This window comes from Burkholderia sp. BCC1996, assembly GCF_905339955.1.
Lineage (GTDB): Bacteria > Pseudomonadota > Gammaproteobacteria > Burkholderiales > Burkholderiaceae > Burkholderia.
In genome coordinates this window covers 162,662-187,468 of record NZ_CAJPHM010000009.1, presented here as the reverse complement: position 1 = coordinate 187,468, position 24,807 = coordinate 162,662, and the positions used below count along the sequence as shown (strand labels likewise).

General features: G+C 65.4%; 18 protein-coding genes. 12 read left to right on the top strand and 6 right to left on the bottom strand.

The annotated features are described in order from the left end of the window. Positions 1–349: 349 nt before the first annotated feature. Complete coding sequence (locus tag U4Z64_RS15725) at positions 350–2,206, top strand: alpha/beta hydrolase (RefSeq protein WP_321820429.1); 1,857 nt, start codon at positions 350–352, stop codon at positions 2,204–2,206. A gap of 161 nt (positions 2,207–2,367) precedes the next feature. On the opposite strand, the gene U4Z64_RS15720 is transcribed toward U4Z64_RS15725, so the two are convergent. After that, on the bottom strand, positions 2,368–2,928 hold the full coding sequence (locus U4Z64_RS15720; RefSeq protein WP_321820428.1) for a hypothetical protein: 561 nt from the start codon (positions 2,926–2,928) through the stop codon (positions 2,368–2,370). On the opposite strand from U4Z64_RS15720, the gene U4Z64_RS15715 reads away from it, so the two are divergent. From U4Z64_RS15715 to U4Z64_RS15680, 8 genes are all read left to right on the top strand, one after another. Continuing rightward, a complete protein-coding gene (locus tag U4Z64_RS15715) occupies positions 2,915–4,141 on the top strand; it encodes a polysaccharide biosynthesis/export family protein (protein WP_321820427.1) in 1,227 nt (408 codons plus the stop codon). The two genes, U4Z64_RS15720 and U4Z64_RS15715, sit on opposite strands and share 14 nt — an antisense overlap. Before the next feature lie 58 nt (positions 4,142–4,199). Then, positions 4,200–6,473, top strand: coding sequence for a polysaccharide biosynthesis tyrosine autokinase (locus U4Z64_RS15710; protein ID WP_321820426.1), 2,274 nt, complete (start codon positions 4,200–4,202; stop codon positions 6,471–6,473). Beyond that, the gene (locus U4Z64_RS15705; protein WP_321820425.1) at positions 6,470–7,804 is read left to right on the top strand and encodes an oligosaccharide repeat unit polymerase; all 1,335 of its coding nucleotides are present in this window, start codon (positions 6,470–6,472) and stop codon (positions 7,802–7,804) included. The genes U4Z64_RS15710 and U4Z64_RS15705 overlap by 4 nt, the downstream gene beginning before the upstream one ends. 371 nt (positions 7,805–8,175) lie before the next feature. Beyond that, a complete protein-coding gene (locus U4Z64_RS15700) occupies positions 8,176–8,421 on the top strand; it encodes an acyl carrier protein (protein WP_059666713.1) in 246 nt (81 codons plus the stop codon). Between the two features lie 55 nt (positions 8,422–8,476). Further along, positions 8,477–10,420, top strand: coding sequence for an HAD-IIIC family phosphatase (locus U4Z64_RS15695; RefSeq protein WP_321820424.1), 1,944 nt, complete (start codon positions 8,477–8,479; stop codon positions 10,418–10,420). A 237-nt stretch (positions 10,421–10,657) separates the two neighbouring features. After that, a complete protein-coding gene (locus tag U4Z64_RS15690; RefSeq protein ID WP_185735438.1) occupies positions 10,658–11,578 on the top strand; it encodes an SGNH/GDSL hydrolase family protein in 921 nt (306 codons plus the stop codon). A gap of 52 nt (positions 11,579–11,630) precedes the next feature. Then, on the top strand, positions 11,631–13,061 hold the full coding sequence (locus U4Z64_RS15685; protein WP_321820423.1) for an MBOAT family O-acyltransferase: 1,431 nt from the start codon (positions 11,631–11,633) through the stop codon (positions 13,059–13,061). A gap of 111 nt (positions 13,062–13,172) precedes the next feature. Then, entirely contained in the window at positions 13,173–14,342 is a 1,170-nt protein-coding gene (locus U4Z64_RS15680) for an acyltransferase (protein ID WP_321820422.1), read from the top strand. Between the two features lie 59 nt (positions 14,343–14,401). Here U4Z64_RS15680 and U4Z64_RS15675 read toward each other — a convergent pair whose 3' ends face one another. The 3 genes from U4Z64_RS15675 to U4Z64_RS15665 form a co-directional block, all read right to left on the bottom strand. After that, on the bottom strand, positions 14,402–15,481 hold the full coding sequence (locus tag U4Z64_RS15675; protein ID WP_321820421.1) for a glycosyltransferase family 1 protein: 1,080 nt from the start codon (positions 15,479–15,481) through the stop codon (positions 14,402–14,404). Between the two features lie 27 nt (positions 15,482–15,508). Next, entirely contained in the window at positions 15,509–16,657 is a 1,149-nt protein-coding gene (locus tag U4Z64_RS15670; protein WP_321820420.1) for a glycosyltransferase, read from the bottom strand. A gap of 439 nt (positions 16,658–17,096) precedes the next feature. Then, positions 17,097–18,146: a glycosyltransferase family A protein gene (locus tag U4Z64_RS15665; protein ID WP_321820419.1), complete on the bottom strand. Its 1,050-nt coding sequence runs from the start codon at positions 18,144–18,146 to the stop codon at positions 17,097–17,099. Positions 18,147–18,517: 371 nt separating this feature from the next. Here U4Z64_RS15665 and U4Z64_RS15660 point away from each other — a divergent pair, with 371 nt between their 5' ends. After that, positions 18,518–19,807, top strand: a complete 1,290-nt coding sequence (locus U4Z64_RS15660; protein ID WP_321820418.1) for a right-handed parallel beta-helix repeat-containing protein — start codon at positions 18,518–18,520, stop codon at positions 19,805–19,807. Between the two features lie 125 nt (positions 19,808–19,932). Here U4Z64_RS15660 and U4Z64_RS15655 read toward each other — a convergent pair whose 3' ends face one another. Both U4Z64_RS15655 and U4Z64_RS15650 read right to left on the bottom strand, forming a co-directional pair. Further along, entirely contained in the window at positions 19,933–21,507 is a 1,575-nt protein-coding gene (locus tag U4Z64_RS15655; RefSeq protein WP_321820417.1) for a mannose-1-phosphate guanylyltransferase/mannose-6-phosphate isomerase, read from the bottom strand. After that, positions 21,504–22,088, bottom strand: a complete 585-nt coding sequence (locus tag U4Z64_RS15650) for a drug:proton antiporter (protein WP_321820480.1) — start codon at positions 22,086–22,088, stop codon at positions 21,504–21,506. The genes U4Z64_RS15655 and U4Z64_RS15650 overlap by 4 nt, the downstream gene beginning before the upstream one ends. Before the next feature lie 293 nt (positions 22,089–22,381). On the opposite strand from U4Z64_RS15650, the gene U4Z64_RS15645 reads away from it, so the two are divergent. Together U4Z64_RS15645 and U4Z64_RS15640 are read left to right on the top strand one after the other, a co-directional pair. Further along, positions 22,382–22,912 (top strand): hypothetical protein, encoded by a 531-nt coding sequence (locus tag U4Z64_RS15645; protein WP_207671188.1) that lies wholly within the window; start codon positions 22,382–22,384, stop codon positions 22,910–22,912. A 472-nt stretch (positions 22,913–23,384) separates the two neighbouring features. Further along, on the top strand, positions 23,385–24,776 hold the full coding sequence (locus U4Z64_RS15640) for a sigma-54 dependent transcriptional regulator (RefSeq protein WP_321820416.1): 1,392 nt from the start codon (positions 23,385–23,387) through the stop codon (positions 24,774–24,776). Positions 24,777–24,807 lie beyond the last annotated feature (31 nt).

Genomic DNA, 24,807 nt, shown 5'->3' with positions numbered 1-24,807 from the left:
CGAATCGGAACAGCGGGCGCCTCGTTGTATCGCCACGGTAATGAATGCATTTGTAAGCTGGCGCACCGAAGGGCGCTCGGACCGAGTGCTCTAATCGAACGACTGTTTGGGTGTGCGGAGGAAATGGCTTGACGACGACTCGGGCCGGCGACCTGCCGCCGCCAGGCAGCGGGGGGGCAGGACAACGCATCGCGAAAGGCGGACGGGTTGCGCAGGGGCGCGGCGGAGGTCCGTTGCGTGAAGGCCGTGCGTCGTGGAGCAGTCACATGACCGTGGAGTGGCCGATTCCGGTGGAGCCGCCGGACGCGTGTCCGCATCCGATAACAAATACCGAGCCGAGGAGTACCGATTGAAGCCGATAACGTTCGGCAGCTGCGTGGGGTGGCTGCACGAAGGACATACGACACAAGGCGTGATCCTGTGCGAATCGCTGGGTCACGAGGCATCGTGGACGCACAAGCTCATGCGGGCGATCGCGGAGCGGCTGGCCCGCGAGGGCGTCACGGTATTGCGATTCAACTACCCGTGCACCGGCGACTCGGCGGGAGACGATCGCGACGCCGGTCGGTATGTCGCGAGCATCGCCAGCATTCACGACGCGATCGACCTGTTGCGCGATCAGGTTGGCGTAACCACGCTGACGCTCGTCGGGATCCGCGCGGGCGCGTTGTTCGCGATGCTGGCCGCCGCGGGCGTGGGCCCGCGCCCGGCGCCGCGCGTCGACGCACTGGTGGCGCTGGCGCCGGTCGTGCGTGGTCGCGCCTACCTGCGCGAGCTGTCGTTCGTGCATCGCCAGTGGCTCGATATCACGTCGCCCGCGATCCGCGCCGCGCATCGCGACGAACCGTGCATGAACGTGCTCGGACACCGGTTTCCCGACGACTTCGTCGATGCGTTGAAGGCGGTCGATCTGTGCGACGTCGTGCGCGATGCGCCGACGTTGCCTGGCGCGATGCTGCTGATCCAGCCCGATCAGGGCGACGGGCCGGCATTGCGCGAAGCGCTGTTCGAGCGCGGTGTGGACGTGGCGAGCGATGCATTCCGCGAATGGCCGACGACGATGCTGGACGGCACGCGCTCGCGCTTGCCGCTCGCGGCGATCGACACGCTCGCGAACTGGATCGCCGAACGCGCGCCGCGTATGTCGGCTGGCACCGAAACCCCGATGCAAACGGATTCGGCGTGGAATGGCGAGTCGGCCGTCGCGCTGGACCTGCACGACATGACCGAGCAGGTCGTCGCGGTCGGTCCGGACCGGCTCGTCGGCGTGCTGTGCCGTCCCGCCGACACGCGGCCGGCGAATCCGGTCGGCCCGGCGCTCGTGATCGCGAACACGTCGACGAACCCGCGCAGCGGCGAAGGGCGCTTCAGCGTGCGCCTCGCGCGTGCGCTGGCACGCACCGGCGTGACGACACTGCGGATCGACGTGCATGGCGTCGGCGATAGCGGGCCCGCCGCGCTGGACGACCAGTCGGGCGTCGTGTATTCGGCGCGGTCGAGCGACGACGTGGCCGCTGCCGCGGACTGGCTGCGCGCGCTCGGTCACCCGGAGGTGGCCGCGGCGGGCATTTGTTCCGGCGCCTATGCGGCGTTGCATGCGGCCGTGAAGACGCCGTCGCTCGGCGGCGTGATCGCGATCAATCTCGCCCGCTTCGTGTGGCCGGCCGGACTCTCGCTTGAGGCAGTGCAGAAGCAGCGGAACAACTCGGTGCGCGGTTACTGGCTGTCGGTGCGCGACTGGCAGAAATGGAAGCGCCTCGTGCGGGATCGGCGCGACCTGCGGCCGATCGTGCGGGCGGTGGCCGCGAATGCGATCGCGCGGGTCAGCGTGCCGGCGAAGGCGCTTGCAGCGCGCGCCGGCTGGAAGCCCGGCATCGGCACGCCGCGCGGCGTGATGCACGAGCTTGCGCAGCGCAACGTATGGACGACGCTGGTGTACGGCGCGCTCGATCCCGGCATCGACGATGTCCGGCGTCACTTCGGTGCAATCGAGCGCGCGTTCCGGTGCTCGCGTCACGTGCGTCTGTACCTCGAGCCGCAGGTCGACCATGCGGTGTACGGCGCGGTGGGCACGGACATCGTGATCGACCGGTGCATGCAGGCGCTCGGTCGCGACTCGATCCGGCCGGTCGCGCGCGTCGCCGATCCGGCCGCACCCGAAGCGGCCGCGCGATCGTACACGAGCGTGTCCGTTGGCCGGTCGTGATGCGCGCCGCGTCGCACGCGGCGGCGCATCGGGGTGCGATCCCCTCTACGCATGAAGATCGGCGTTCGGTGGGGTCCCTCACAGACGTGCCGTTCGCCGTGGTGTCCAATTCCGTATCGGTGCATCGCCGGTCATGCCGAGGCATGACCGGCCGGGATGCTTCAGTCCGGATCGTCCGGTTGCTCATAGGGCGACTTCGCGTAGGGCGACGCATACAACCTGTCGCTGCGCCATACGTCGTCGGCGGGTGCAATGGCCGCTTGCGGGCGATGCGGCCGCCCCGGCACGAGCGGCCGGCGCAGCGCGCCGCGGGCGCGCGTTTCGGGCTGGACGGCGGTGCTGGCGACGGGACGCGCGGAAGCGGACATCGCGACTCCGGAGGCGGCTGCAGCGGGTTCGACGCTGTCGCTTGTCGCGGCGACTTGCGCCGAACGCTGCAACGGTACGGGCGGGAGCGCCGCCGCCGATGCGAACGTCGGCGCGTCGGCCGGGACGGCGGGCAACGTCTGCGCATCGACGGCGCAGACGATGCCGGCCGAGGCGATGCAGACGAGTAACGAAAGCGACGAAGAGCAGTTCATGACGAATCGTACGGTTTGACGTGCGGTGTAGAGGGAGGTGCGGCACCGCGATGCGAGCCGCGCCGGCAAGCGTAATGCCGGAATTCGCCGCGTTCGGCGGGTTACCGCACAGTTTTGGAAGGGCACGATGTCAATCACCACGCAACCCGAATCGACGCACGGAGCGCTGCAGCCACGCATGGCCGGCACCCGTCGCGCACCGTGGCTGTCGCGCATGGCGATCGTGGCGGCCGCGTGCGCATTGAGCGCATGTGCGTTGTCGCCGGGCATGACGTACCGGGCGCCTGCCGACCGTGACGCGAATGCGCGCGTGAGCGCCGATGCATCGGGCGCGGGCGGCCTCGACGGTGTGCAGAACGTGTCGAGCGAGGAGCTGATCGAAATCACGCCGGCGTTCGTCGCGCAGCAGCATGCGAGCCGGCCGCCCGATGTCGATGCGGAAATCCGCCAGCTGTTCGGCAAGCCGAAGCCGTACACGATCGGCCCCGGCGACGTGCTCGGCATCGTCGTATGGGACCACCCCGAACTGAACCTGCCGACGACGCAGACGACGGCGGGCGGCGACGGTGTCGGTGCCAGTTCGGTCGCGACCGGCTACACGGTCGACGCAAACGGCAACGTGCAGTTCGCGTATGCCGGCCTCGTGCACGTGGCGGGGCTGACCGAGGCGCAGGCGCGCGCGCTGCTGACGAAGCGGCTCGGCGAATACGTGCGCAAGCCGCAGATCGCGCTGCGCGTCCAGACCTATCGCAGCAAGCGTGTCTATCTCGATGGCGAGGTGCGCACGCCGGGTCTGCAGATCGTCAACGACATGCCGATGACGCTGCCCGAGGCGATCGACCGCGCGGGCGGCTTTACCCCGACGGCCGATCGCTCGCAGGTCTCGGTGACGCGCGGCGACAAGACCGTGAACGTGAGCCTGCCGGCGCTGATCGCCGCGGGCGTGAACCCGTCGAACATCCTGCTGCGCGACGGCGATCTCGTGCGCGTGCGCGCGGCGAGCGACGCGAAGGTGTTCGTGCTCGGCGAGGTGTCGCGGCCCGCGACGCTGACGCTGACCGACGGCCGGATGAGCCTCGGCGAAGCACTCGGCGACACGGGCGGCGCGAGCCAGTACACGTCGGACGCGCGCCAGGTGTTCGTCGTGCGTCGTGGCCCGGACAACCGCCCGCGGGTGTACCACCTCGACGGCAGTTCGCCCGCGTCGTTCGCGCTGGCCGACCAGTTTCCGCTCGAGCGTCGCGACGTCGTGTTCGTCGATGCGTCGTCGCTGGTGCGCTGGAGCCGCGTCGTCAACCTGCTGATTCCGTCGTCCGCGCAGGGTGCGCTGACGGCCAAGGCGATTTCGCCGTGACCCTCATGACCCATTTCGTCATCGCGACCGCGCGTCGCGCCTACGGGACTGATGCCGTATGACTTCCTCGACCCTGCCCGACCCGCACAGCGGGCCCGCCCTGCGGCCGTCCTATCCGGTGCGCCGCTACTGGGGCATGCTGTACGGCGGCCGGCGCCTGATCCTTGGCACGGCGCTCGCGGGCGCACTCGTTGGCGCCGTGTATGCGCTGTGTGCGGCCCCCGTCTACCGGACCGACATCCTGTTCCAGGTCGAGCAAAGCCCGACTGACTCGAAATCGACGTCGCCGACCGGTGATCCGTCGTCGGTATTCGACCTGAAGACGGATGCGTCGACCGAGATCGAAGTGTTGAAATCCCGCGCGGTGCTCGATCGCGCGATCGACAGCACCAATCTGGCCGTCGACGCCAGGCCGCATTACCTGCCGCTGATCGGCTGGCGGTTCGTGAACGCGGCCGACGGGCTGTCGTCGCCGCTGCCGGGCGGCTATGTGTACGGCACCGAGCGCATCGACGTGCCGACCTTCGACGTGCCGAAGCGCCTGCTCGGCAAGCGGTTCGCGCTGACCGTCGGCGACGACGGCGCCTACACGCTGCAGCGTACGGGCTGGTTCGGCCGCAAGGGGCCGGCATGGCAGGGCCGCATCGGGCAGCCGCTACATGTCGAGACGCCGCAGGGGCCGCTCGACATATTCGTGCGCGGCGTGGCCGGCAAGCCCGGCGCACGCTTCGACCTGACGCGCTACAGCGACGAGGAGGCGACGGCCTGGCTGCAGAAGAACGCGCTGATCTCGGAGCGCGGCAAGCAGTCGAACATGGTCGGCGTGACGCTTGACGGAACCGATCCCGTGCACGACAGCCGCGTGCTGAACGCGATCGGCGACGCATACCTGGCGCAGAACACGCAGCGCAAGTCCGAGGCGGCCGACAAGCTGATCCGCTTCATGGACGCCCAGTTGCCGCAGCTCAAGGCGCAGCTCGAAAAGGCGGAAAGCCGCTTCAACGCGTTCCGGGCCTCGCACGGGACGGTCAATACGAGCGACGAGGCGTTGGCGTTGCGCCAGCAGTCGGTCGACATCGAGACGCGCGTGCAGACGCTGCAGCAGCGGCGCGAGGAATTGCTGACGCGCTTCATGCCGAAGCATCCGGCCGTGGTGGCCGTCGATGCTCAGCTCTCCGACGTGCAGCGTTCGCTCGACACGACACGCAAGCAGATCCAGCAACTGCCGACCGTCGAACAGGGCGTGCTGCAGTTGCAGCGCGACGTGGCCGTCGACACGGCGCTGTACACGAACCTGCTCAACACGCGCCAGCAGATGATCCTCGCGCGGGCCAGCAAGACCGGCACCGTGCGGATCGTCGATACGGCGAAGGTCGCCGAGCAGCCGATCGGCCCGCATCGCGGGGTCGCCGTGATCGCCCTGCTGATGGTGGGCCTGCTGGCAGGCGCGGCAATCGTGATCGTCCGGCAGCGCATCGTCGGCACGATCGGCGATGCCGAGGAAATCGAATGGACGACGGGACTGCCGGTGTTCGCGACCGTGCCGCACAGCCCGGGCGTGGCGCAAGCGGAGCTGGGCCCGAAGGCCGGACGGCGCGGCGCGCGCGCGCCGGTGCCGCCCGTCGCCGTGCAGGACGCGGCGCTCGAAAGCCTGCGCAATTTCCGTGCGGCACTGCAACTGTCGATGCCGCACGCGTCGAATCCCGTCGTGTTGATTTCCGGGCCGACGACGGGTGTCGGCAAGTCGTTCGTCGCCGCGAATATCGCGTCGCTCGTCGGCGCGGCGAAGCGGCGAGTCCTGCTGATCGATGCCGACCTGCGCAAGGGGTCGCTGCACGAACGATTCCGCTACAGCCGCGCACCGGGCCTGTCGGACGTGGTGGCTGGCACCCACCGGCTCGACGAGGCGATCAAGCGCGGCATCGTGCCGGGCCTCGATTTCATCGCGATGGGCAGCGTCGTGCCCGATCCGGGCGAGCTGCTGCTGCAGCCCGCGCTCGCCGAACTGATCGAGCAGGTCGCATCGCGCTACGACATGGTCGTGATCGACGGCCCGCCGTTGCTGCCGGTGGCCGATGCGCTGGTGCTCGGCCGCCTCGCGGGAACCGTGTTCCTCGTCGCGCGCAGCGGCGTGACGACACTGGCGGAACTCGACGAAAGCGCACGACGGCTCGAACACGCGCATATCGACGTGCGCGGCGTGGTCCTGAACGATTACAAGGGCGCGCCGGGACGGTACGACTACGGCTATGCGGATACGAACACGCATCAGGCCGCGGCGGTCGCCAAGGGAATGGCGGTATCGCGACAACAGATGGAACGGGCTTCATGAGACGGCGGCGTGCGGGCGACGGCAGGCTCCGTCCGCGACAGGGCGGGGCGACGGCGCGCAGGGCGGCGCGTGTCCGTCGCGAGGCAGGTGCTTACACAGGTTACTGGTGGGAAGATCCCGCCCGCCTCGTGCTGATCTTCATCCTGCCGTTGTACGGGATGTTGTCGCTGAGTCTGCTGGTCAATCAGAAATCGATCGCGCGGCTCTACTTCGACGGCTATTACGCATTGGTCGGCGCGTTGTTCCTGCTGGTCGTCGTGGTGACGGCGTGGCTGGCGACGACCGAGGCGCAGTCGCGCCGGGGGCCGCCGGCCGCGCCCGCCGAGTTGCCCGCCGGCGTACTCGATTTCGTGTTCGTGCTCGCGCTGTTCGGCAATCTCATGCTGCTGGGCGGGATTCTCGCGCGTCCGGCGTTGTTGCTGGCGTTCCTGCACGGCGAAGCGAATGCGTATGTCATGCTCGAGCAGAAAGGGCACTTCACGGGCCTGAGCTCGTTCACGCAGGCAGCCGCGCCGTACGTCGCGTTGTATTTCTACGTGTTCAAGACGCCGGTCAAAGGGGTGAACCGCTACAAGGTTTACCTGGGCGTGCTCGCGGTGCTGACGCTGCTGCGCAGCTTCATCTTTGCCGAGCGGCTCGCGTTGATCGAGGTGGCGCTGCCATGCGCGCTCATGATCGTGCGGTTCCGGCTCGGCGGCCGGTTCTCGCGACTGCTGACGCTCGGGCCGTACGCCGCGATTCCGTTGCTGTTCGGGCTCTTCATCGCGAACGAGTACAACCGGTCGTGGGAGGCCTATTACGTCACCATCTACGACAACCTTTTCGATTTCGCGCTCGAACGTCTCGGCCTCTATTACTCGACGGCGCTGAACAACGGTGCGGGGATACTGAGCGTGCTCGGGTGGGACCGCGGCCATCCGATGTTCACTTTCGACTGGCTGCTGCATTTTCCGATCATCGGCGCACCGTTGCAGCCGTGGCTCGACTCGACCGACAGCATCACCGTGTTCCTGAACAGCTACGCCGACCCGGAATTCAACAATCCCTCCGGGATCTTCGTTCACTTTTACGAATGGGGCTGGTTCGGGCTGCTCGATGCGGTTGTCCTCGGCTGGGTGTTCGGACGGAGCTACGCAGGCTGGCGGAGCGGAGCAGGGTTCTGGTGTTGCGCGCATGCCGTGCTCTACGTTTCGATCATGGAGATTCTTCGAATTCCGAATTTGTTCAGCGGACGGAATTTCGTGCCGATTGTCTTGCTGATCGCCGTGTTCCGCTATTTCGTCAAGCGACCGGCATCGGTCGCGCCGGCCACCCATCCTGCCGCACCGTGAGGCGCACGGGCGCGCTGACGTGTCGATCGACGGCCTGGTCCGCAGCGTATCGCAGCACGAATGCCGCCGATGACCAGTCGACGTTCGGCCTCGCGTCGCGGTGCCTGTCGTGCGAGAAACGGCGAGCAGCCGCGTGCCCGTTCGACATCGCGTTCGCGAGTCGAAACCTGCGTTCCAGCCAGGTCACCTCCCGGAAAAGTAGCTTTTCGCACGTTAGTGATTCGATCGCCGGGCTAGCATTTGCACGATGGTCGAGGTTGTCGTGCCGCTGCGGACCGCTGACCGATGCAATGCGATGACCTGCACGCGAACAACCTCGACCGAGCACATCGCATCGTTCATTTTTCCCTACGTCAAAGGATGCCTTCGCCGTGAGCCAATCTGCCGTCTATGCCAAGTTGACCGATGTATTGCGGGACGTATTCGACGACGACGAGCTGGTGGCAACGCCTCAACTGACCGCCGCTGACGTCGACGGCTGGGACAGCCTGTCGCATATCCGCCTGGTTCTGAGCGTCGAGCGCGCGTTCGGAATCAAGCTTGCCGCAGCCGATATTTCCGGCCTGAAGAACGTCGGTGAATTTGCAGATCTGATCAGCAAGCGCCACGCCGCATGATGCAGGTCGGCCCGCATGTCCCGTCCAGAACCCGCTTTGCCGAGAGCGCCCTTCGATGAAAGATGATTTGTACACTGCGCTGGCCTGGTTGCCGCGCCCGCCTGACGATTTCTCCGCGCGATGCCGCACGCTCGTCGAATCGATCGACGATGATCCGGGTGCCGGATTGGGCCGCCGCTTACGCCAACTGGCCAACTGCGCGCTCGGCGAAAATCAGTTGATCAAGCTGGGGCGCGCGATCATTGCCTTGCAGGGCGCGGGGCGCACGCTCGCGCCGCTCACGCCGTTCCGGCTCGGGCTGGTCGGCAACGGCACGCTCGATCATCTCGTGTTGCCGCTCGTCGCGAGCGCCGCGCGTCATGGCGTCGCGCTGGAGATCGTGTCGGGGCACTACGGGCAGGTCATGCAGGAAGCCCTTGCGCCGGATTCGACGATCAATCGCGCGCAAGTCGATGCCGTGCTGGTGGCCCTGGACTACCGTGGGCTGCCGCTCAACGCGCAACCGGGCGACGAGGAAGCGGCGCAGCACAGCGTGGCCGCGGCACTGGACCAGATCGATGCACTGCGCGCCGGCTTCAGGCAGCACGGCAATGCGCCGTCGATCGTCCAGACGCTCGCGCCGCCGTCCGACACGCTGTTCGGCAATCGGGATGCGCTGATTGCCGGCACGCCGCTCAATCTCGTCGAACGTTTCAATCGAGCGCTCGCGCAGCGTGTGGCGGAATCGAACGACATCCTGTTCGACGTTGCGCATGTCGCGGGGACTGTCGGACTGGCGAACTGGCATTCGCCCGCCCAATGGAATCTGGCCAAGTATCCGTTTGCCGGCGACTACGTGCCGCTCTATGCGGATCACGTGGGCCGGCTGCTGGGCGCGGCGCGCGGCAAGAGCCGGCGTGTGCTGGTACTCGATCTCGACAACACCCTTTGGGGCGGGGTGATCGGCGACGACTTGCTCGAAGGCATCAAGGTGGCGCAGGGCGATGCGGTCGGTGAAGCCCATCTCGCTGTACAGCAGCTCGCGCTTTCGCTGAGGGCGCGCGGCATCGTGCTCGCGGTGTCGTCGAAGAACAACGACGATACGGCGCGTCTGCCGTTTCAAAAGCACCCTGAAATGCTGTTGCGCGAGCAACACTTTGCGGTGTTCCAGGCCAACTGGAACGACAAAGCTACCAATATTCGCGCGATTGCCGACGAGCTGTCGCTCGGTATCGATTCGATGGTGTTCCTCGACGACAATCCGGTCGAGCGGAATCTGGTCCGTACGACGTTGCCCGAAGTCGCCGTTCCCGAGTTGCCCGATGATCCTTCGCTGTACGCGCGGACCCTTGCCGCCGCGGGCTATTTCGAGTCCCTCGCGTTCTTGCCGGAAGATCAGAAGCGCGCCGATATGTACCAGGACAATGCGCGCCGCGTGGCGCTGCGCAGTCAGGCCGGCGACATGGATGCGTACCTGCGTTCGCTCGACATGAAGATCGATTTCGCACCGTTCGACGATACCGGACGGGCACGCATTGTTCAGTTGATCAACAAGTCGAACCAGTTCAATTTGACGACGCGCCGCTATACAGACGCGGAGATCCACGCGCTCGAAGGCGACGGGCGGGTTTTCACGCTGCAGGTTCGCCTGACGGATACGTTCGGCGACAACGGCATGATCTCGGTCGTGATTTGCCGGCCCGACGAACGTGCGCCGAGTACCTGGCAGATCGATTCGTGGTTGATGAGCTGCCGCGTGCTGGGGCGCCAGGTCGAGCAGATGGTGTTGCGCGAAGTGCTGCAGCATGCGCGCCAGCGCGATGTCACGCGCGTGATCGGGCGTTATATCCCGACCGACCGCAATGCGCTGGTCAAGGATCATTATGCGAAGCTCGGTTTCGAAGCCGTGAGCGAAGAGCCGGACGGCACGACGGTCTGGGAAATGGCCAGCGACCGCGAGATCGCGCCGGGTCATTTCGCCGTGACGCGGGCGGGTTTCGATACGATTGCTGCCGCCTGAATCATGAAAAACACCGTATCACTGACGTCGTTGCGCGAGACGGATGACGTTGCGGCTTCTCGCAAGCTGACGCGCCGTGACTATGTATTGCTGCCGTTGATCGTCGTGGCGACGGTGGTCTGCCTTTTCGTTGCCGCTGAATTCGCGACGAGGGCGATCTGGAGCGCGGGTACGCGCGGGGGCGAATGCCATGTGGCCGATGCCAGGGAGGGCATGCGCAACGTCCCGAATTGCACGATGACGGTCAAGACTCCGGAAACCCCGTGGATCACTTACCACTACAACGCTTGCGGTTTCCGCTCGACCGAGGGTTGCGGACCGAAGCCGGCCGGTACGCGACGCGTTGCGTTGCTCGGCACGTCGTTTGCCGAAGGCACGAGCCTCCCGTACGACCAATCGTTCGCGGCGCTGGCGGAACATGACCTGAGCAGGATGTGTGGCGCACCGGTGGAGGTCCAGAATCTCGGTGTCTACGAACTGCCGTTCCGCAAGGTGCTGAACCGGATCGGGCCGGCGCTGGCCTTGCAGCCGGATGCAGCGGTACTCACGGTTGCGCCGTTCGATCTGGAAAAGATCAATCTGCCGGACGTCGCGGATGCGCCCGCGGCCACCGTCGCGCCGGAACCGCGCAGCGACCTGATGGCGCGTGCCAAGGGCTGGCTGAGCGGCAGCCGTGCCGTCGCCGTCGCACAGCACTACATGTTCGAAAATCCGGACATTCAGGTGCCGATGTATCTGAAATACGGCGACAAGGCCGATTTCCTTCGGCCGCCATTTTCGACCGCCTGGCGCGAGCGGCTCGAGACGTTCGACAAAGTGGCCGCAACGGTCGCGGACAGGTTTCGCGCGACGGGCGTGCCGGTGGCGCTGATGCTGATTCCGCAACGGACGCAGGCCGGGCTCCTGGCCGCGAAATCGCTGCCGACGGGCATCGATCCATTGGCGCTCGATCACGCGATGGCCGAAATCGCCGCGAAGCACGGCATGCGCTACATCGATCTGGCCTCGAGCCTGAAGCAGTCGGCGAACCCGGCCGATTACTACTATCCGGTCGACAACCATCTGAACGCCGCCGGCGCGCGCGTTGTCGCGCGAAGCATGGTGACGGCGCTTACCGCCGGCGGGGCGCCCGCGTTGTCGGCATGCGGGTCACATTGAACCTGGCGGCGCATGCCGCCGCCATCGTTTCGAACCGTTTCCAGGCCGTCCGATGAATATTCCATCCTTCCAGTTCTTCGCCTTTGCAGCCGTTGCCGCGCTGATCTTCAACCTGTCTCGCTCGCTGACCTGGCAAAACGCGGTATTTCTCGTCGTCAATCTGCTGTTCCTGGCGACGTTTTCCCGCGATCCGGTCGCGTGGATTCCGTTCGCCGCATTCCTGATCGTCGGTTATCTGAGCGTCCGCTGCATGCAAACGAAGCAGTGGCTGTCAGCGTTCGCGCCGATCGTTGCGATCGTGATCGCGCTGTTCTTCTGGCTCAAACGCTATACGTTCGTGCCGTCCGCGTTGCTGCTGTCGCACCCTTACGCGACGATCGGCGTGTCCTACATCTTTTTCCGGATGCTCCATCTCATCATCGACGCTCGCAGTCCGGGCCTGTCGGTTCGCGTGACGCCGGTGGTGTATCTGAATTACGTGCTCAACTTCACGTCGCTCGTGTCGGGGCCGATTCAACGCTTTCAGGATTACAGCGTGACGCAGACGAACGAGCGGCCGGGGCCGGATGCAATCGACTACGGCGTCGCGCTCGAGCGTATCATCGTGGGATTCTTCAAGGTGGCGATCGTGTCGGCGGCACTGTCGCACGTCCATCATCAGGCGCTTGCGCAACTGTCGCCGATGCAACCGCTCGGCGAGCGCATGCTGACCGGGCTGACGATCGCCGCGATCTACCCGGTCTATCTGTATTTCAACTTCTCCGGCTACACGGACACGGTCGTCGGTGTCGCGCGCTTCTTCGGGATCTCACTGCCGGAGAATTTCGACCGGCCGTTCTCGTCGACCAACTTCATCGGATTCTGGAGTCGCTGGCACATCACGCTTTCCGGCTGGCTCAAGACCTACGTATACAACCCGCTGCTGATGACACTTATGCGTCGCTTTCCGTCGCGCTCACTGGAGCCGTATCTGGGTGTCGTCGCGTTCTTCGTGACGTTCTTCCTGGTCGGCGCCTGGCACGGACAGACGTCGATGTTTCTGTTCTTCGGTGTCCTGCAGGGCGGGGGCGTCAGCGTCAACAAGCTGTATCAGATCCGCATGACCAAATGGCTTGGCAAGAAGCGGTACGTCGCGCTGTGCAACACGCCGCTCTACGCCCATTGCGCGCGCGGGCTGACGTTCACGTTTTTCGCATTCAGCCTGTTGTGGTTCTGGTCGACCTGGAGCGAAATCCAGACCATCGCGACGACGCTCGGCCCGGCGCTCGTCGCGTTCGTATGGCTGCTGGTATTCGTGGGCGCGACGGTGACGCTTGCCGTGCTCAACGCGGTATACGAGCGTGTGACGCAAGGCGGCATGGCCGGACTGTTCCTGTCGCGTTACGCCCGTACCTCGTGGTGCACGGTATTGGCGGTCGTGACCGTGCTGGTGCTGGTCATTTCCGATTCGCCCGCGCCGGACATCGTCTACAAGACTTTCTGACTCGCGGCGGCGGCACGGCGATCGTACGGTGCCGGGTCGCCGGAAACGTGAAGTGTGCGCCGACGCGCGCCGAACCTGCAAGATCGATATTTCCCGGAGCCACTCACTTTCATGGCCAGTCACAAGCAGAAGTTCGAAATCCTGGACGGCTTGCGAGGCATCGCTGCGATAAGCGTGATGTTCATGCATTTCCTGCAGGAACTATCGAGCACGATCCTGCAGGGTGCCTATCTTTCCGTCGACATGTTTTTCATGCTGAGCGGCTTCATTCTTTCGTATTCCTATGGTGAAAGATTGCGCCAGGACGCATGGCGTGGCGAGTATCTGAAGCGCAGGTTAATACGCCTGTACCCGATGATTTTCATCGGGTTCGCGATCGGCTTCGCGAGCCTGATCGTCATGCAGGCCAATTCGTCCGCCCGGTTCTCATTGGGCAACCTGGCGGCCGCCACCGGCCAGAATTTTTTTCTCGTTCCATACCTCGGTCGCTTTTCGGTGTCGGGTTTCGTCGGCGCGGCGAATCACAGCTTGCCGTCCGTCAATGATCCTGGCGTATTCCCGCTGAATCCGCCTGCCTGGTCGCTGTTCTTCGAGTTGTTCGCGAGCGTCATCCTGATCGCGGCAATCAAGATGACCGCGCGGAATCTGTCGAGATGGGCCTACGCCTGTCTCGTTGCATTCCTCGTATATGGGTTTCTTGCCAGTCTCGATAACGCCAAGCTGGCGATCATGATGAACCAGGGCTGGGCGGCGGATAACTTCATCGGCGGCTTCTTCAGGGTGGGCTACGGGTTCTTGTTGGGCATCGCGATTGGAAAGATGTACGACTCGGATCTTCCGGCGAAGCCGCAGTGGTTCATCGCCGGGCTCGTGAAGAACGACTACATGCTGTTTGTCGTTTTCCTGCTGGTCGTCGCGTTTCCGTCGTCGATCAAGGGGATGTATTCAGTGGCTATCCTGCTGTTCGTCGCACCTGCGCTGGTTTACCGGGGGGCCATGCTCGCGCCCAGCGGCAAGACGATTGCAAGGCTCAGCGCGTTCCTCGGCTGGATCTCGTATCCGCTTTATTGCGTGCACTATCCGATCGGAAGGCTGGTGTTCGCGTATGCGCCACAGGCCGACATCCACGTTGTCCGAACCGCGATGATCGCCGCGTTTCTTTCGATCGTGTCCGCCGCCATCCTGGCGAAATTTGTTGAAGAACCGATCAGGTCGTATCTGGGCAAGCGCATGTTCGGAAATCATCGGGCCGCGACCGGCAACCCGGTCAACGTCGGGTAACCGGAGCAGTTCGCGGAGCACACCGGCGTCGTTGCGGCGCCGGAGCGCGGGAGTCGCTTTTACAGCCCCTCGAAGATCTCCGTCATCATCTCGGCGCTTCGGCTCCAGCGATATTTCTCCGCGTGCAGGCTTCCCTTGCGTTTGAGCTCGGCCCTGAGCTCGGCGGAATCGAGCAGGCTCCGCAATTTCTGCGCGATGTCGTCCTGCGAATACGGATCGCAGTACAGCGCCGCATCGGCACAGACTTCCGGCAGTGCGGCCGATTTGCCGACAACCGCCGGACAGCCGTAGCGCATCGCCTCGAGAGGCGGTATGCCGAACCCTTCGTAGATCGACGGATAAAGGAAGCACGCTGCGTTCTGATACAGCGCCTTCAATTGCTCGTCGCTGATGTAGCCCACGTACTTGATGTTCGGCTCGGATGCCGAGAGATGATCCTGCTTGCCGAACACGGTGGCGTTCTGCATGCCGACGATGACGAGATCGACCGACGGATCGTCGATCTGCCGGAATGCCGCGATCAGCCGCCCGAAGTTCTTGGTCGGATTCATGCTGCTGACCGCGAGCACGAAGCGGCCGGGCGTCAGCGCATGCTTGTCGAGCACGCTCGTGTCCGCTTCCAGGGCATCGAGATGATCCGCACCGAGCGGCACGACGCTGATCTTCTCCGCGGAGACGCCGCAGTGATGCGCGAGGCGATCCCGCGAGAAATAGGAGTTGGTCAGCACGCAAACGGAGGTTCGCGCCAGAATCCAGAACATGATCCGGTACCACACGCGAAATGGCCGGGAGAAATGCGCGGGCGTGTCGAACACCGCCGCATCGTGCATGTAGATGATCTGGTTGCCGATGAAAATGGATGCCGAATTGCTGAGATTCACGATGCGGCCGCGGCGTGAGAATAACGGGAGGACCAGCTGCTCCCAGACCACGCCCTTGTAAAAACCGACCTTGACCGTCCTCGCACCGCTTACCTCGACGCCGGGCTGCGGAGGCACCAGCACGGTCACCGGATCCTGCGGCTGAAACTTGATCAATGCGGCGATCAGCTCGCGCGCGACGCGCTGCACGCCGGTTGTCTTCTGCGTGGTGAAGCGGCCGTTGTATACGAGTTGCTTCGGTTTCTTGAAAGCGATCATGTCAATAAGGAGATTTCGAAATCGGAGTCAGGCTTTGACGTGATCCGGTGCAACCGGCTTGAAGTCGCGCGTGTCGACACGCGGCTCTTCGGTATCGAGTCCGTAAAGGGCATTCCACTGCCGGAAAATCGCGCTCATCGAAAACCGCTGAATCGCCCGTTTTCGAGCTGCCGCGCCCATTTGCTCGCGAAGCTGCCGGTCATCACGGAGCGTCGTCAGATACGTGGCCATCTCGTCGGCGTTCGACGCGACATAGCCGGTCACGCCGTGAATCACCACGTCGCGATTGCCCACGACGTCCGTCACCACGGCCGGTATGCCGGCGACCTGCGCTTCGATCAACGCGACCGGCATGCCTTCCCATCGGGAGGTCTGGACGTAGATATCCAGTTCCGACGTCAGCGCGAGCGCGCGTGCGCGGGTGACCCAGCCGCTGCAGACGACTGCCCGGCGCTGGCCGGGGTCCGGAATCTCGGCGGCATCGCCGCCGATCCAGAGAAACTCGACGTCTGCGCCGTGCAGCGTGTCGGCAAGGCGCACGAATGCTTCATGATTTTTCTGGAACGACGCCCGGCCGCTCATCCCGATGACGACTTTGCGATCGTCGCGCGTTCGACGCGGTGGGATCTCCGCTGCATTGACGCCGTTTTCCACCAGGACTGCCGACTTCGCCCGGACCTTTCCCCGGATCTCGGCGAGTTCGCTGCCGGAGCACGCGACGATGGTTCCGCCGATGTGCGCCGCGATGCGCTCGAAGCTCAGATAGGCGTACTGCTTCATGCGCGACACGTCGCGGCGCAGGAACGAGAGTCCGTGCGGCGAGTAGAGGACCTTCGCATTCGGGGCGGCGATCCGTGCGGCGATTCGCCCCAGCACGCCGGCCTTCGACGAGTGCAGATGAATCGCGGTCGGCTTGCAGTCGCGCAGGTTGCGGACCAGCGCACGCAAGCTCCTCAGATCCTGTCTGACGCTCACCTCGCGCGCCATGTCGACGTACACGAGCTTCACGTCAGGCAGGAATAGCGTTGAAAAATCGGTCGGGGTTTCCGGTCGGATCGAATGCAGAACCGTCACGTCGACGCCGGTCGCCGCGGCATGGTTGGCGAGATGGGTCAGCATCGAAAGCACGCCGCCACCAAACGCTTCGGCGATATGAACGATCTTTTCTTGGGTCATCTTTCGGTCTAGCGATCCGATCGCACATTCATCGCCCGTCGTGACGATGAGCCGCCCGCGAATCGTGTTGTCTCGGTGTCGAGTTCGTTAAACTATGCATTCCTGATTGATAAATGCATGGCTGCCGTGGCCATTGGATCCTGCTGTCGCAGTCGCTTGTTCGAGCTGACGAGGCAGCCGGATGGTTTCCGCCGATGGAATATCGGGTCGACGTTGCCGGAGCGTGCCGAACACGACGCAGCGTGACGAATCAATGCCGCGTTCTACGTGTCGGCTCGATTCCTCCGAACATCGGATACCGGCGTTCGACTACGACGACTGGAGACGAGACAACGACGAAATCCGGTCAGTGCGCGTGAATCCACTGGTCCGGATCATTGTGCAGCGCATGCGCGACCCGCTGGGTGCGATGGCTTACCGAAGGCGCGACTCGGCGACGCTATCGAGCGTCGGCGTGATGGCCGGACGACTTCCGCACGCGCGCGAGCGGATTGGAGATATAGCGAATCGCACGGTTGCTGAGCGTTGCCGACGGCAGCAAGCATGCGAGCGACAGCCCGGCCACGGCCGCTTTCTTGGCGGGCCCCCAGAACGGGTTGCGCAGCACGGTTTGCCAGTAGCGTCCGGATTCGCACAGGAACCAGCGCCAGCGCCGCACGAGTGGGGCGTGATAGAGCGTGCTTGCGAAGCGGGCCTTCTCGATCGCGAAGTCGAGCGGCGCGATCGGCAATGCTTGGTGCAGCCGTGTGCCGGCAAGCATGCGCAGCGTCGCCCATCGGCGTTCGGCTTTCAGCGCGCCCGTCGCGGCGTCTTCCGAATTGGTGAGGGCGAGGGCCGGCGTGTCGGCGGACGGGCGCGTCCCCGGTTGCTGATGGACGCGATAGCCGCCGAGCGTTGCATCGATCATGTGTACGGCACCGAGCAACGCGATACCGTAGATCGCATAGAAATCCGCGCCATGCAGGTTGTCCGGGGTGACGGGTACCGGAAAGATGCGCTTGAGCGCATCGACCCGATACGCGTTGCCCGATGCGGGCGGCGACGGGTACAGCCAGCCCGCGCGCAACAGGCGGCCGCAATCGGTGTCGACGGCCGACTGCGGCACGCTCGCCCCGGTCATCGCACCGTCCCGCGCGATCACGTCGAGCCGGAAATGCACCTTCACGAAGTCGCCGGACGCGAATGCGGCGAGCACGCGGGCCGCGGCGTCGGCATAGAGCAGGTCGTCAGCGTCGAGCAGGATCACGTAGCGCGTCGTGACATGTTCGAGCGCGCGGTTGTATGCGGCGACCTGACCGCGATTCTCCTGGAACACCGCCGTCACGCGCTCGCCGTACGAGCGAATGATGTCGCGCGAATAGTCGGTCGAACCGTCGTCGACGACCAGCACGCGTACACCGTGCGCGCCCTGCGAGAGCGCCGAATCGATCGCGTCGCGCAGGTATGCGCCGTGGTTGTAGTTGCAGATTGCGATGGTCAGGTCGGTCATGAACGGATTCTGGACGAGCGAAGTGCGGACGATCCGGGAGCCCGGCGCGCAGGGTGCGGTGCCCCGGCGCACGGTCGCGTCGCATGGTGGCCATGATACGTGTCGCAGACCGGCACTCGGTTCGCGAGCCTACCGTTCCGCGATTCGCTTCATTGGAAGCGCGATGAATCGTCAACGGCATGTCGGATCCGCCGCGCAGGCGGGATGTATTGGTCTGTTGACGCACTGAAACGCGGCGGGTTCGAATGATCCAATCGAACGTAGTACACCGCCTGTTTCGGCGGTATCGCGGGCCGACAACTCGGCCGGCATGCAGCGATTCGGGCGCGCCGGCGGACGCGCGCGAAGTCATTCCAGGGAGTCGACTCGACATGCATAGATCACACGGCCCGTTTCTTGCGCGTGTGGCGCTTGCCGCGATGTGCGTGGCAGGCGGGCTGGCTTGGCCGGGCAGTGCCGCGGCAGCATCCGGCACGCCTGCGCCTGGTGCGTTTCATTCGGCTGTACCGGATGCGTACGTTCGTCCCGCTGCGGACGCGGCCGATCAGGCCGACATGCTGCAACATGCGCTGGACGCGTTGCAGCCTGGCCAGCGACTGGTGTTCGCGCCGGGGCGGTATGTGGTCGGCCGGTCGCTGGTCGTGCGGCAGCGGAATGTGGTGTTGTCGGGCTACGGCGCGACGCTGATCGCGACAATCCCGGGCGACCAGACGGTCGAGATGCGCGGCGAGGGTACGACGCTCGTCGGTTTTCGGCTCACCGGAACCGGCACGACACGCCTCACGACGCCGGAGTCTTCGAAGGTCGAGGTGACGGGGCGCGGTGTGCAGGTGCTCGACAACGTCATCGACGGTGGCGCGGGCGGCGGGATCTTCGTGTTCGGCGGCGCTGACGTCGCGATCGTCGGCAACGAGGTGCTGTCGACGCTGGCCGACGGCATTCACATGACGCACGGCTCACACAACGTGCTCGTGCAGGGCAACGTCGTGCGCGGGACCGGCGACGACATGATCGCCGTGGTGAGTTACCAGGCGGAAGGCGTGCTGACGCGCAACGTGCTGATTACCGGCAACTCGCTGGAGGGCAACCCGTGGGGCCGGGGCATCACGGTGGTCGGCGGTGCGAACGTCACCATCTCGAACAATATCGTGCGCAACGTACAGGTGAGCTCGGGCATTCTCGTCGCGCAGGAAGACAGCAATCGAACTGCCGGCTCGTCCGACATCCGCATCGAGGGCAACTCGATCGCGGATATCCAGACAGCGACGGGCCGGGCCGATCCTCGTCCGGTCACGCAGCAGGCGGCGATCGAGGTCAGCACGTGGTCGGGTTCGGTGTCGCGCGTGACCGTGATCGGCAACCGTGTGTCGCATGCGCGATTCGACGGCATTCGCCTGTGGGGAAACGTGTCGGGCGTGCGGCTCGCGGACAATCAACTGTCGGGGATCGGCGGAATGCCGGTCCGGGTCGACCCCGCGCACGATTGCGCGACCGGCCGACCGGCGGGGGCGTCGGGAGGGCAGGCGAGGGGCGCGCCGTGTGCGGCCGCGCGTCAGCCGTTGTCGGCGGCAGGTGACGCGATCGGCGCGGATACGTCGTTGTTGCCGCGCGTGCGCGAATCGGTCAGGCAAGCGCGCTGGTCGCAAGGCGGCATCGACTGATCGTGCGTCGCGTGGGCCGCCGGTCGGCGACGCCATGCGGTGAACAGGTGGCGAACAGGCGGCCACCCCTTGTTCGCGCGGCGGCGCGCATCGCCACCGCGCACGCCGCCTCGATCCGCATGCGCTTACCGGATGACGTTGCGTTCCGCGGTTTCCTCGTCTGGTTCGCGCGAGGCGAGCGACGGGCGCTGCCGCACGCTCTCGACGACCGGCCTTCCATACTGATCATCAAACCGCACGATATCGTCTTCGCCGAGATAATCACCCGACTGCACCTCGATGATCTCGAGCGGAATCCGGCCGGGATTCTCGAGGCGGTGGACCTCGCCGACAGCGATATAGGTCGATTCGTTTTCGCTGAGCAGGAAGGTCTCGTTGCCGCGCGTGACCTTCGCGGTGCCGCGCACGACGATCCAGTGCTCGGCGCGGTGATAGTGCATCTGCAGCGACAGCCGCTTGCCGGGTTCGACGACGATCCGCTTCACCTGGAACCGCTCGCCGAGATCGATCGAATCGTAGTGGCCCCACGGCCGCTGCACCTTGCGGTGTTCGCTCGCCTGCGGGCGCTGCTCGGTCTTCAGGCGCGCGACGATGTTCTTCACGCGCTGCACGTCGTGCTTGTTCGCGACCAGCACCGCATCGGGCGTCTCGATCACGACGACGTCCTTCATGCCGACGCACGCAATCAGCCGGCCCTCCGAGCGCACGAGACTGTCCTGCGTGTCCTCGAACACGATCGGGCCGCGCGCGACGTTGCCCTGATCGTCCTTCGGCATGATTTCCCAGATCGCATCCCAGGTGCCGACGTCCGACCAACCTGCGGACAGCGGTACCACGATGCCTTCGATGCCGAGTTCGGGGTGCTCCGCGAGGCGCTCCATGACCGCGTAGTCGATCGAGTCGGACGGGCACGCGTCGAAGGCCGCCGCGTCGATCCGGAAGAACGGATGCTCGGCGGTGCCCGCGCGCCATGCCGCGTCGCAGGCCGCATGGATGTCGGGTGCGAGCGCACGGATCGCCTTCAGCCAGGTCGATGCGCGCGTGACAAAAATCCCGCTGTTCCACCAGTAATCGCCCGAATGCAGGTAGCGCTCGGCGAGCGCCGCGTTCGGCTTCTCGACGAAGCGCCCGATCGCATAGCCGCCTTGTCCGCCAAGGCGGCCGGCGCGCGGTTCGCCGACCTGGATGTAGCCGTAGCCGGTTTCCGCGCGGCGCGGCAGCACGCCGAGCGTGACGATCGCGCCTTCCTGCGCGTAGCGCGCCGCGCGGCCGACCGCTTCCTGGAATGCGGCGACGTCGCCGATCACGTGATCGGCCGGCATGACCGCGAGGATGGGATCGTCCGCGAGCACGCTGGCGTCGAGCGCCGCGAGCGTCAGCGCAGGCGCCGTATTGCGCGCGGCCGGTTCGAGCAGGATGCGGGCGGGGGCCGCGCGCCCGAGCACCTGCGCGGCGCTCATGATGCGATGCTGTTCGCCGCACACCAGCAGCAGCGTGTCGCCGAGCGCCGCGTTCGCGATGCCGTTCAGGCGGCGCGCGGTCGCCGACAGCGGCGATTCGTTCGAGGTCAGCTCGATCAGCTGTTTCGGATACTGCTCGCGCGACAGCGGCCAGAGGCGCGTGCCGGAACCACCGGCGAGTATGACGGGCAGGACGCAGGGCAGCTCGGGATCGGGAACCGGGCGAAGGTTGGCGTTCATCGATTGGCTCCGGTATCGGCAGGCAGCCGGTTGTGTGCGCGGCCGTCGACGCGCGCGTCCTCGTTGCGCGATCGCGGCGCCGCGACGGTCCGGGACAGCAGCTGACGCAGCGCGCCGGCGGCGCGGTCGGCGGGCCGGACGAGACCGACGAACGGTGCGCCCTGTTCGAGATAGGGACCGTATGCCTTTCGGAATCCGAAACGCTTATAGAAGTCCTGGCGTTGTGCGGGAACGTGCGTGCGAACCGCCACGGCGGGCCATGTGGCCTGCGCGGCCGTGAGCGCGCGCTGCATGAGTTGCTCGAGGGTGCGGTCGTCGCGACATGCCTCGCTCGTCAGCACCTTGTCGATCACGACGTCCGGATCGGCGTCGTCGCCGGGCAGCACGCGCGCGTAGGCGACGACTTCCGTCGTGTCACCCTTGTGCATGCACGCGAACACGTGCAGCGCATGCGCATCCTTGCCGTCGATGTCGAGATGCGTATGCGCATCCTCGACCACCAGCACTGCGTTGCGCGAGCGCAGGATTGCATAGAGATCGACGGCGCTCAGATGTTCGAATTCACAACAATGCCATTCCATGATGCGGTCCTCGTGTGAAGCCTTCAGCACGCCGAGCCGCATGAACGCGTTCGTCCGGTGCGGCTCGCCGATGTCCATGATGCGGATGCGGGGCGCGCCGGTCTGTTCGAAAGCATACTCACACTCTCGTTATGCCCGTTTCGTGCGGGCGATGCCGGCAGCGCGAAACGGGCCGTGGTGTGAGCGGGGCACTGTGCGGTATCACACAGTGGCCGCATGCCGGCTTTCCCATAATTGATTCGTCGCGACTGTCCGCTGCGAACCGCGCAGCGGGCAGTCTGCATCGAACGCGATTGAAGAATCGGGGGCTGTACTTGAGATTGCGATCGTTCACGGCGGGTCGGCCGCGCATCGCGACCGGTTGCTCGCAGGCCAGCATCTGCCGCATCGTCGATGTCCTCGCGATGCGCGCATCCTTCATCCGGACGCGATCGTTTCGACGCGCCGGACAACACGCGCATACTTGCGACGGTGCGCTGCCCGATGCTTTCGCGCTGCATGCGGCCCTGCACCAGCACAGTGCCCGTCGCGCCGGCCTGTCGGCAGCGATCGTTGGCGGCGCGACACGCATGGACGCCATGCTGCATCGCGTCAGGAGACGGACGGCACGACCGGCTGCTTCGTTACGATGTTGTAACGAACACGCGCGGTTCGCCCGCGTTCGATGCGTGATGGCGGTGTCGCAGGGGCGCGCGATTATCCACGGATGCAAAACGCTTCCCGGATTATTTGCGCGATTCAAGCGAGAATCGCGGGCAATGGAAGGCGCCGATCTTGCAGAAAAGTGGTATTTGGCACTGATTGACGGGAATGGTCGTGGATAATCAAATCTGAGGCGCTAAACGCGCGCCGCGCGCGCCGGGGCGGCAGCGTAATCGGCTGAATCGATTTTATCTTTTGGTAACAAGGCCATCTCGATACGGGGTGTAGATTCAGGAACGGATGAAATGAGGCCACCATTCCGAAAGCGGGTTGGCGGCCATCCGGTTCAGCATCGGGCGCGGCTGTCGTGTACGACGCGACGCAAATGCGGACGGAAATCCCGTTTGCCGACGCGCTCCGCCTGACGGCGCGTCGTATGAAAGCCGGAACGCCGCGGCTCCCGCGGCCGCGCGTTCCCTTCGAGTTCGATGACAACGAGGCCGGATGACATCCGGCTCGACCTCCGGGGGCTCTCGCCGTGTGCAGTTTCGATCTTCGCCAAAGCTGCGGAAACGCGGCGCGGACAGGTGGCCATGCGCCGCCGGCCGCAGCGCACGCGAACGGTTCGCGGAGTGGAGAAAGTGATGGTTCGCTATGAATATGCCAATAACGCGCGATAAGAGCGCCGGCGGGGAGAGGATTACCGGGCAGCGTCCTCTGATTTACTGGACCCAGACGCCGTCCGTCATGCTGCGCAAGGAACTCGCGCGACGCGACTGGAAAGTGACGGTCGTCGCGCACGCGAGCGAATTGCGCGATACCTCCGGCGAAATCACCTGCGGCATCCTCGACCTGAGCGGCGGTCACGCCGACGCGATCGGCAGCATCGCGTCGACCTGCGCGTCGATGCGCGACGTCGTGTGGGTCGCACTCGTCGAGACCGGCCAGACCGCCTCGCCGAACGTGCGCGCGCTGTTGCGCGACTATTGCTTCGACTACATCACGTTGCCCGCGTCGCACCAACGCATTGCCGATACGGTCGGCCATGCGTACGGAATGGAATGCCTGTTCGCGCGCGATCGGGAACGCCTCGAATCGCAGGAGAACGGCATCGTCGGCACCTGCAGCGCGATGCTGCGGCTGTTCGATACGGTGCGGCGCTTCGCGCGCACCGACGCGCCCGTGTTCGTGTTCGGCGAGACGGGAACCGGCAAGGAACTGACGGCCGTCGCGATCCATCGTCATTCGGAACGGCGCAACGGCCCGTTCGTCGCGGTCAACTGCGGTGCGATCCCGCCCCACCTGCTGCAATCGGAACTGTTCGGCTATGAGCGCGGCGCGTTTACCGGCGCGAACGCGCGCAAGATCGGCTACGTCGAGGCCGCAAACGGCGGCACGCTGCTGCTCGACGAAATCGGCGACCTGCCGCACGAGAGCCAGGCGAGCCTGCTGCGCTTCCTGCAGGAGCGCGCGATTCATCGCCTCGGCGGCAGCGACCCGGTGCCGGTCGACGTGCGGATCGTCTCCGCGACGCACGTCGACCTGCGCGAAGCGATGGAAGAAGGGCGTTTCCGCGCGGACCTGTTCCACCGTCTTTGCGTGATGCGCATCGACCAGCCGCCGCTGCGCGCGCGCGGCAAGGACATCGAGCTGCTCGCGGATCACATGCTCGAACGCTTTCGCGGCGACGCGCGCCATCGCGTGCGCGGCTTTTCGACGGATGCGATCACGGCGCTCTACAAGCATGACTGGCCGGGCAACGTGCGCGAACTGATCAACCGCGTGCGGCGCGCGGTCGTGATGACGGAAGGGCGCCTGATCACGGCGCAGGACCTCGAGCTCGAATACTGTCTCGACGCGGCGTCGCCGTCGGTGGCCGACATCCGCAAGTCGATCGAGCGCGAAGCGATCGAAACCGCACTGCTGCGCACGCGCGGACGCGTCGCCGCATCCGCGCGCGAGCTCGGCGTGTCGCGTGCAACGCTCTATCGCTGGATGGAAGCGTACGGCATCGAGCGGCCGCGCGGCACGGGGTCGTCGGACTGACGCGCGCGGTGCGGCCGTGCGAGCGTGTGCG

Bases quoted from the DNA above. Each gene is read 5' to 3' on its own strand.
- U4Z64_RS15715 (WP_321820427.1), top strand. From the start codon at position 2,915: ATGTCAATCACCACGCAACCCGAATCGACGCACGGAGCGCTGCAGCCA.
- U4Z64_RS15710 (WP_321820426.1), top strand. From the start codon at position 4,200: ATGACTTCCTCGACCCTGCCCGACCCGCACAGCGGGCCCGCCCTGCGG.
- U4Z64_RS15705 (WP_321820425.1), top strand. From the start codon at position 6,470: ATGAGACGGCGGCGTGCGGGCGACGGCAGGCTCCGTCCGCGACAGGGC.
- U4Z64_RS15695 (WP_321820424.1), top strand. From the start codon at position 8,477: ATGAAAGATGATTTGTACACTGCGCTGGCCTGGTTGCCGCGCCCGCCT.
- U4Z64_RS15690 (WP_185735438.1), top strand. From the start codon at position 10,658: ATGACGGTCAAGACTCCGGAAACCCCGTGGATCACTTACCACTACAAC.
- U4Z64_RS15685 (WP_321820423.1), top strand. From the start codon at position 11,631: ATGAATATTCCATCCTTCCAGTTCTTCGCCTTTGCAGCCGTTGCCGCG.
- U4Z64_RS15680 (WP_321820422.1), top strand. From the start codon at position 13,173: ATGGCCAGTCACAAGCAGAAGTTCGAAATCCTGGACGGCTTGCGAGGC.
- U4Z64_RS15675 (WP_321820421.1), bottom strand. From the start codon at position 15,481: ATGATCGCTTTCAAGAAACCGAAGCAACTCGTATACAACGGCCGCTTC.
- U4Z64_RS15670 (WP_321820420.1), bottom strand. From the start codon at position 16,657: ATGACCCAAGAAAAGATCGTTCATATCGCCGAAGCGTTTGGTGGCGGC.
- U4Z64_RS15665 (WP_321820419.1), bottom strand. From the start codon at position 18,146: ATGACCGACCTGACCATCGCAATCTGCAACTACAACCACGGCGCATAC.
- U4Z64_RS15660 (WP_321820418.1), top strand. From the start codon at position 18,518: ATGCATAGATCACACGGCCCGTTTCTTGCGCGTGTGGCGCTTGCCGCG.
- U4Z64_RS15655 (WP_321820417.1), bottom strand. From the start codon at position 21,507: ATGAACGCCAACCTTCGCCCGGTTCCCGATCCCGAGCTGCCCTGCGTC.
- U4Z64_RS15650 (WP_321820480.1), bottom strand. From the start codon at position 22,088: ATGGAATGGCATTGTTGTGAATTCGAACATCTGAGCGCCGTCGATCTC.
- U4Z64_RS15640 (WP_321820416.1), top strand. From the start codon at position 23,385: ATGAATATGCCAATAACGCGCGATAAGAGCGCCGGCGGGGAGAGGATT.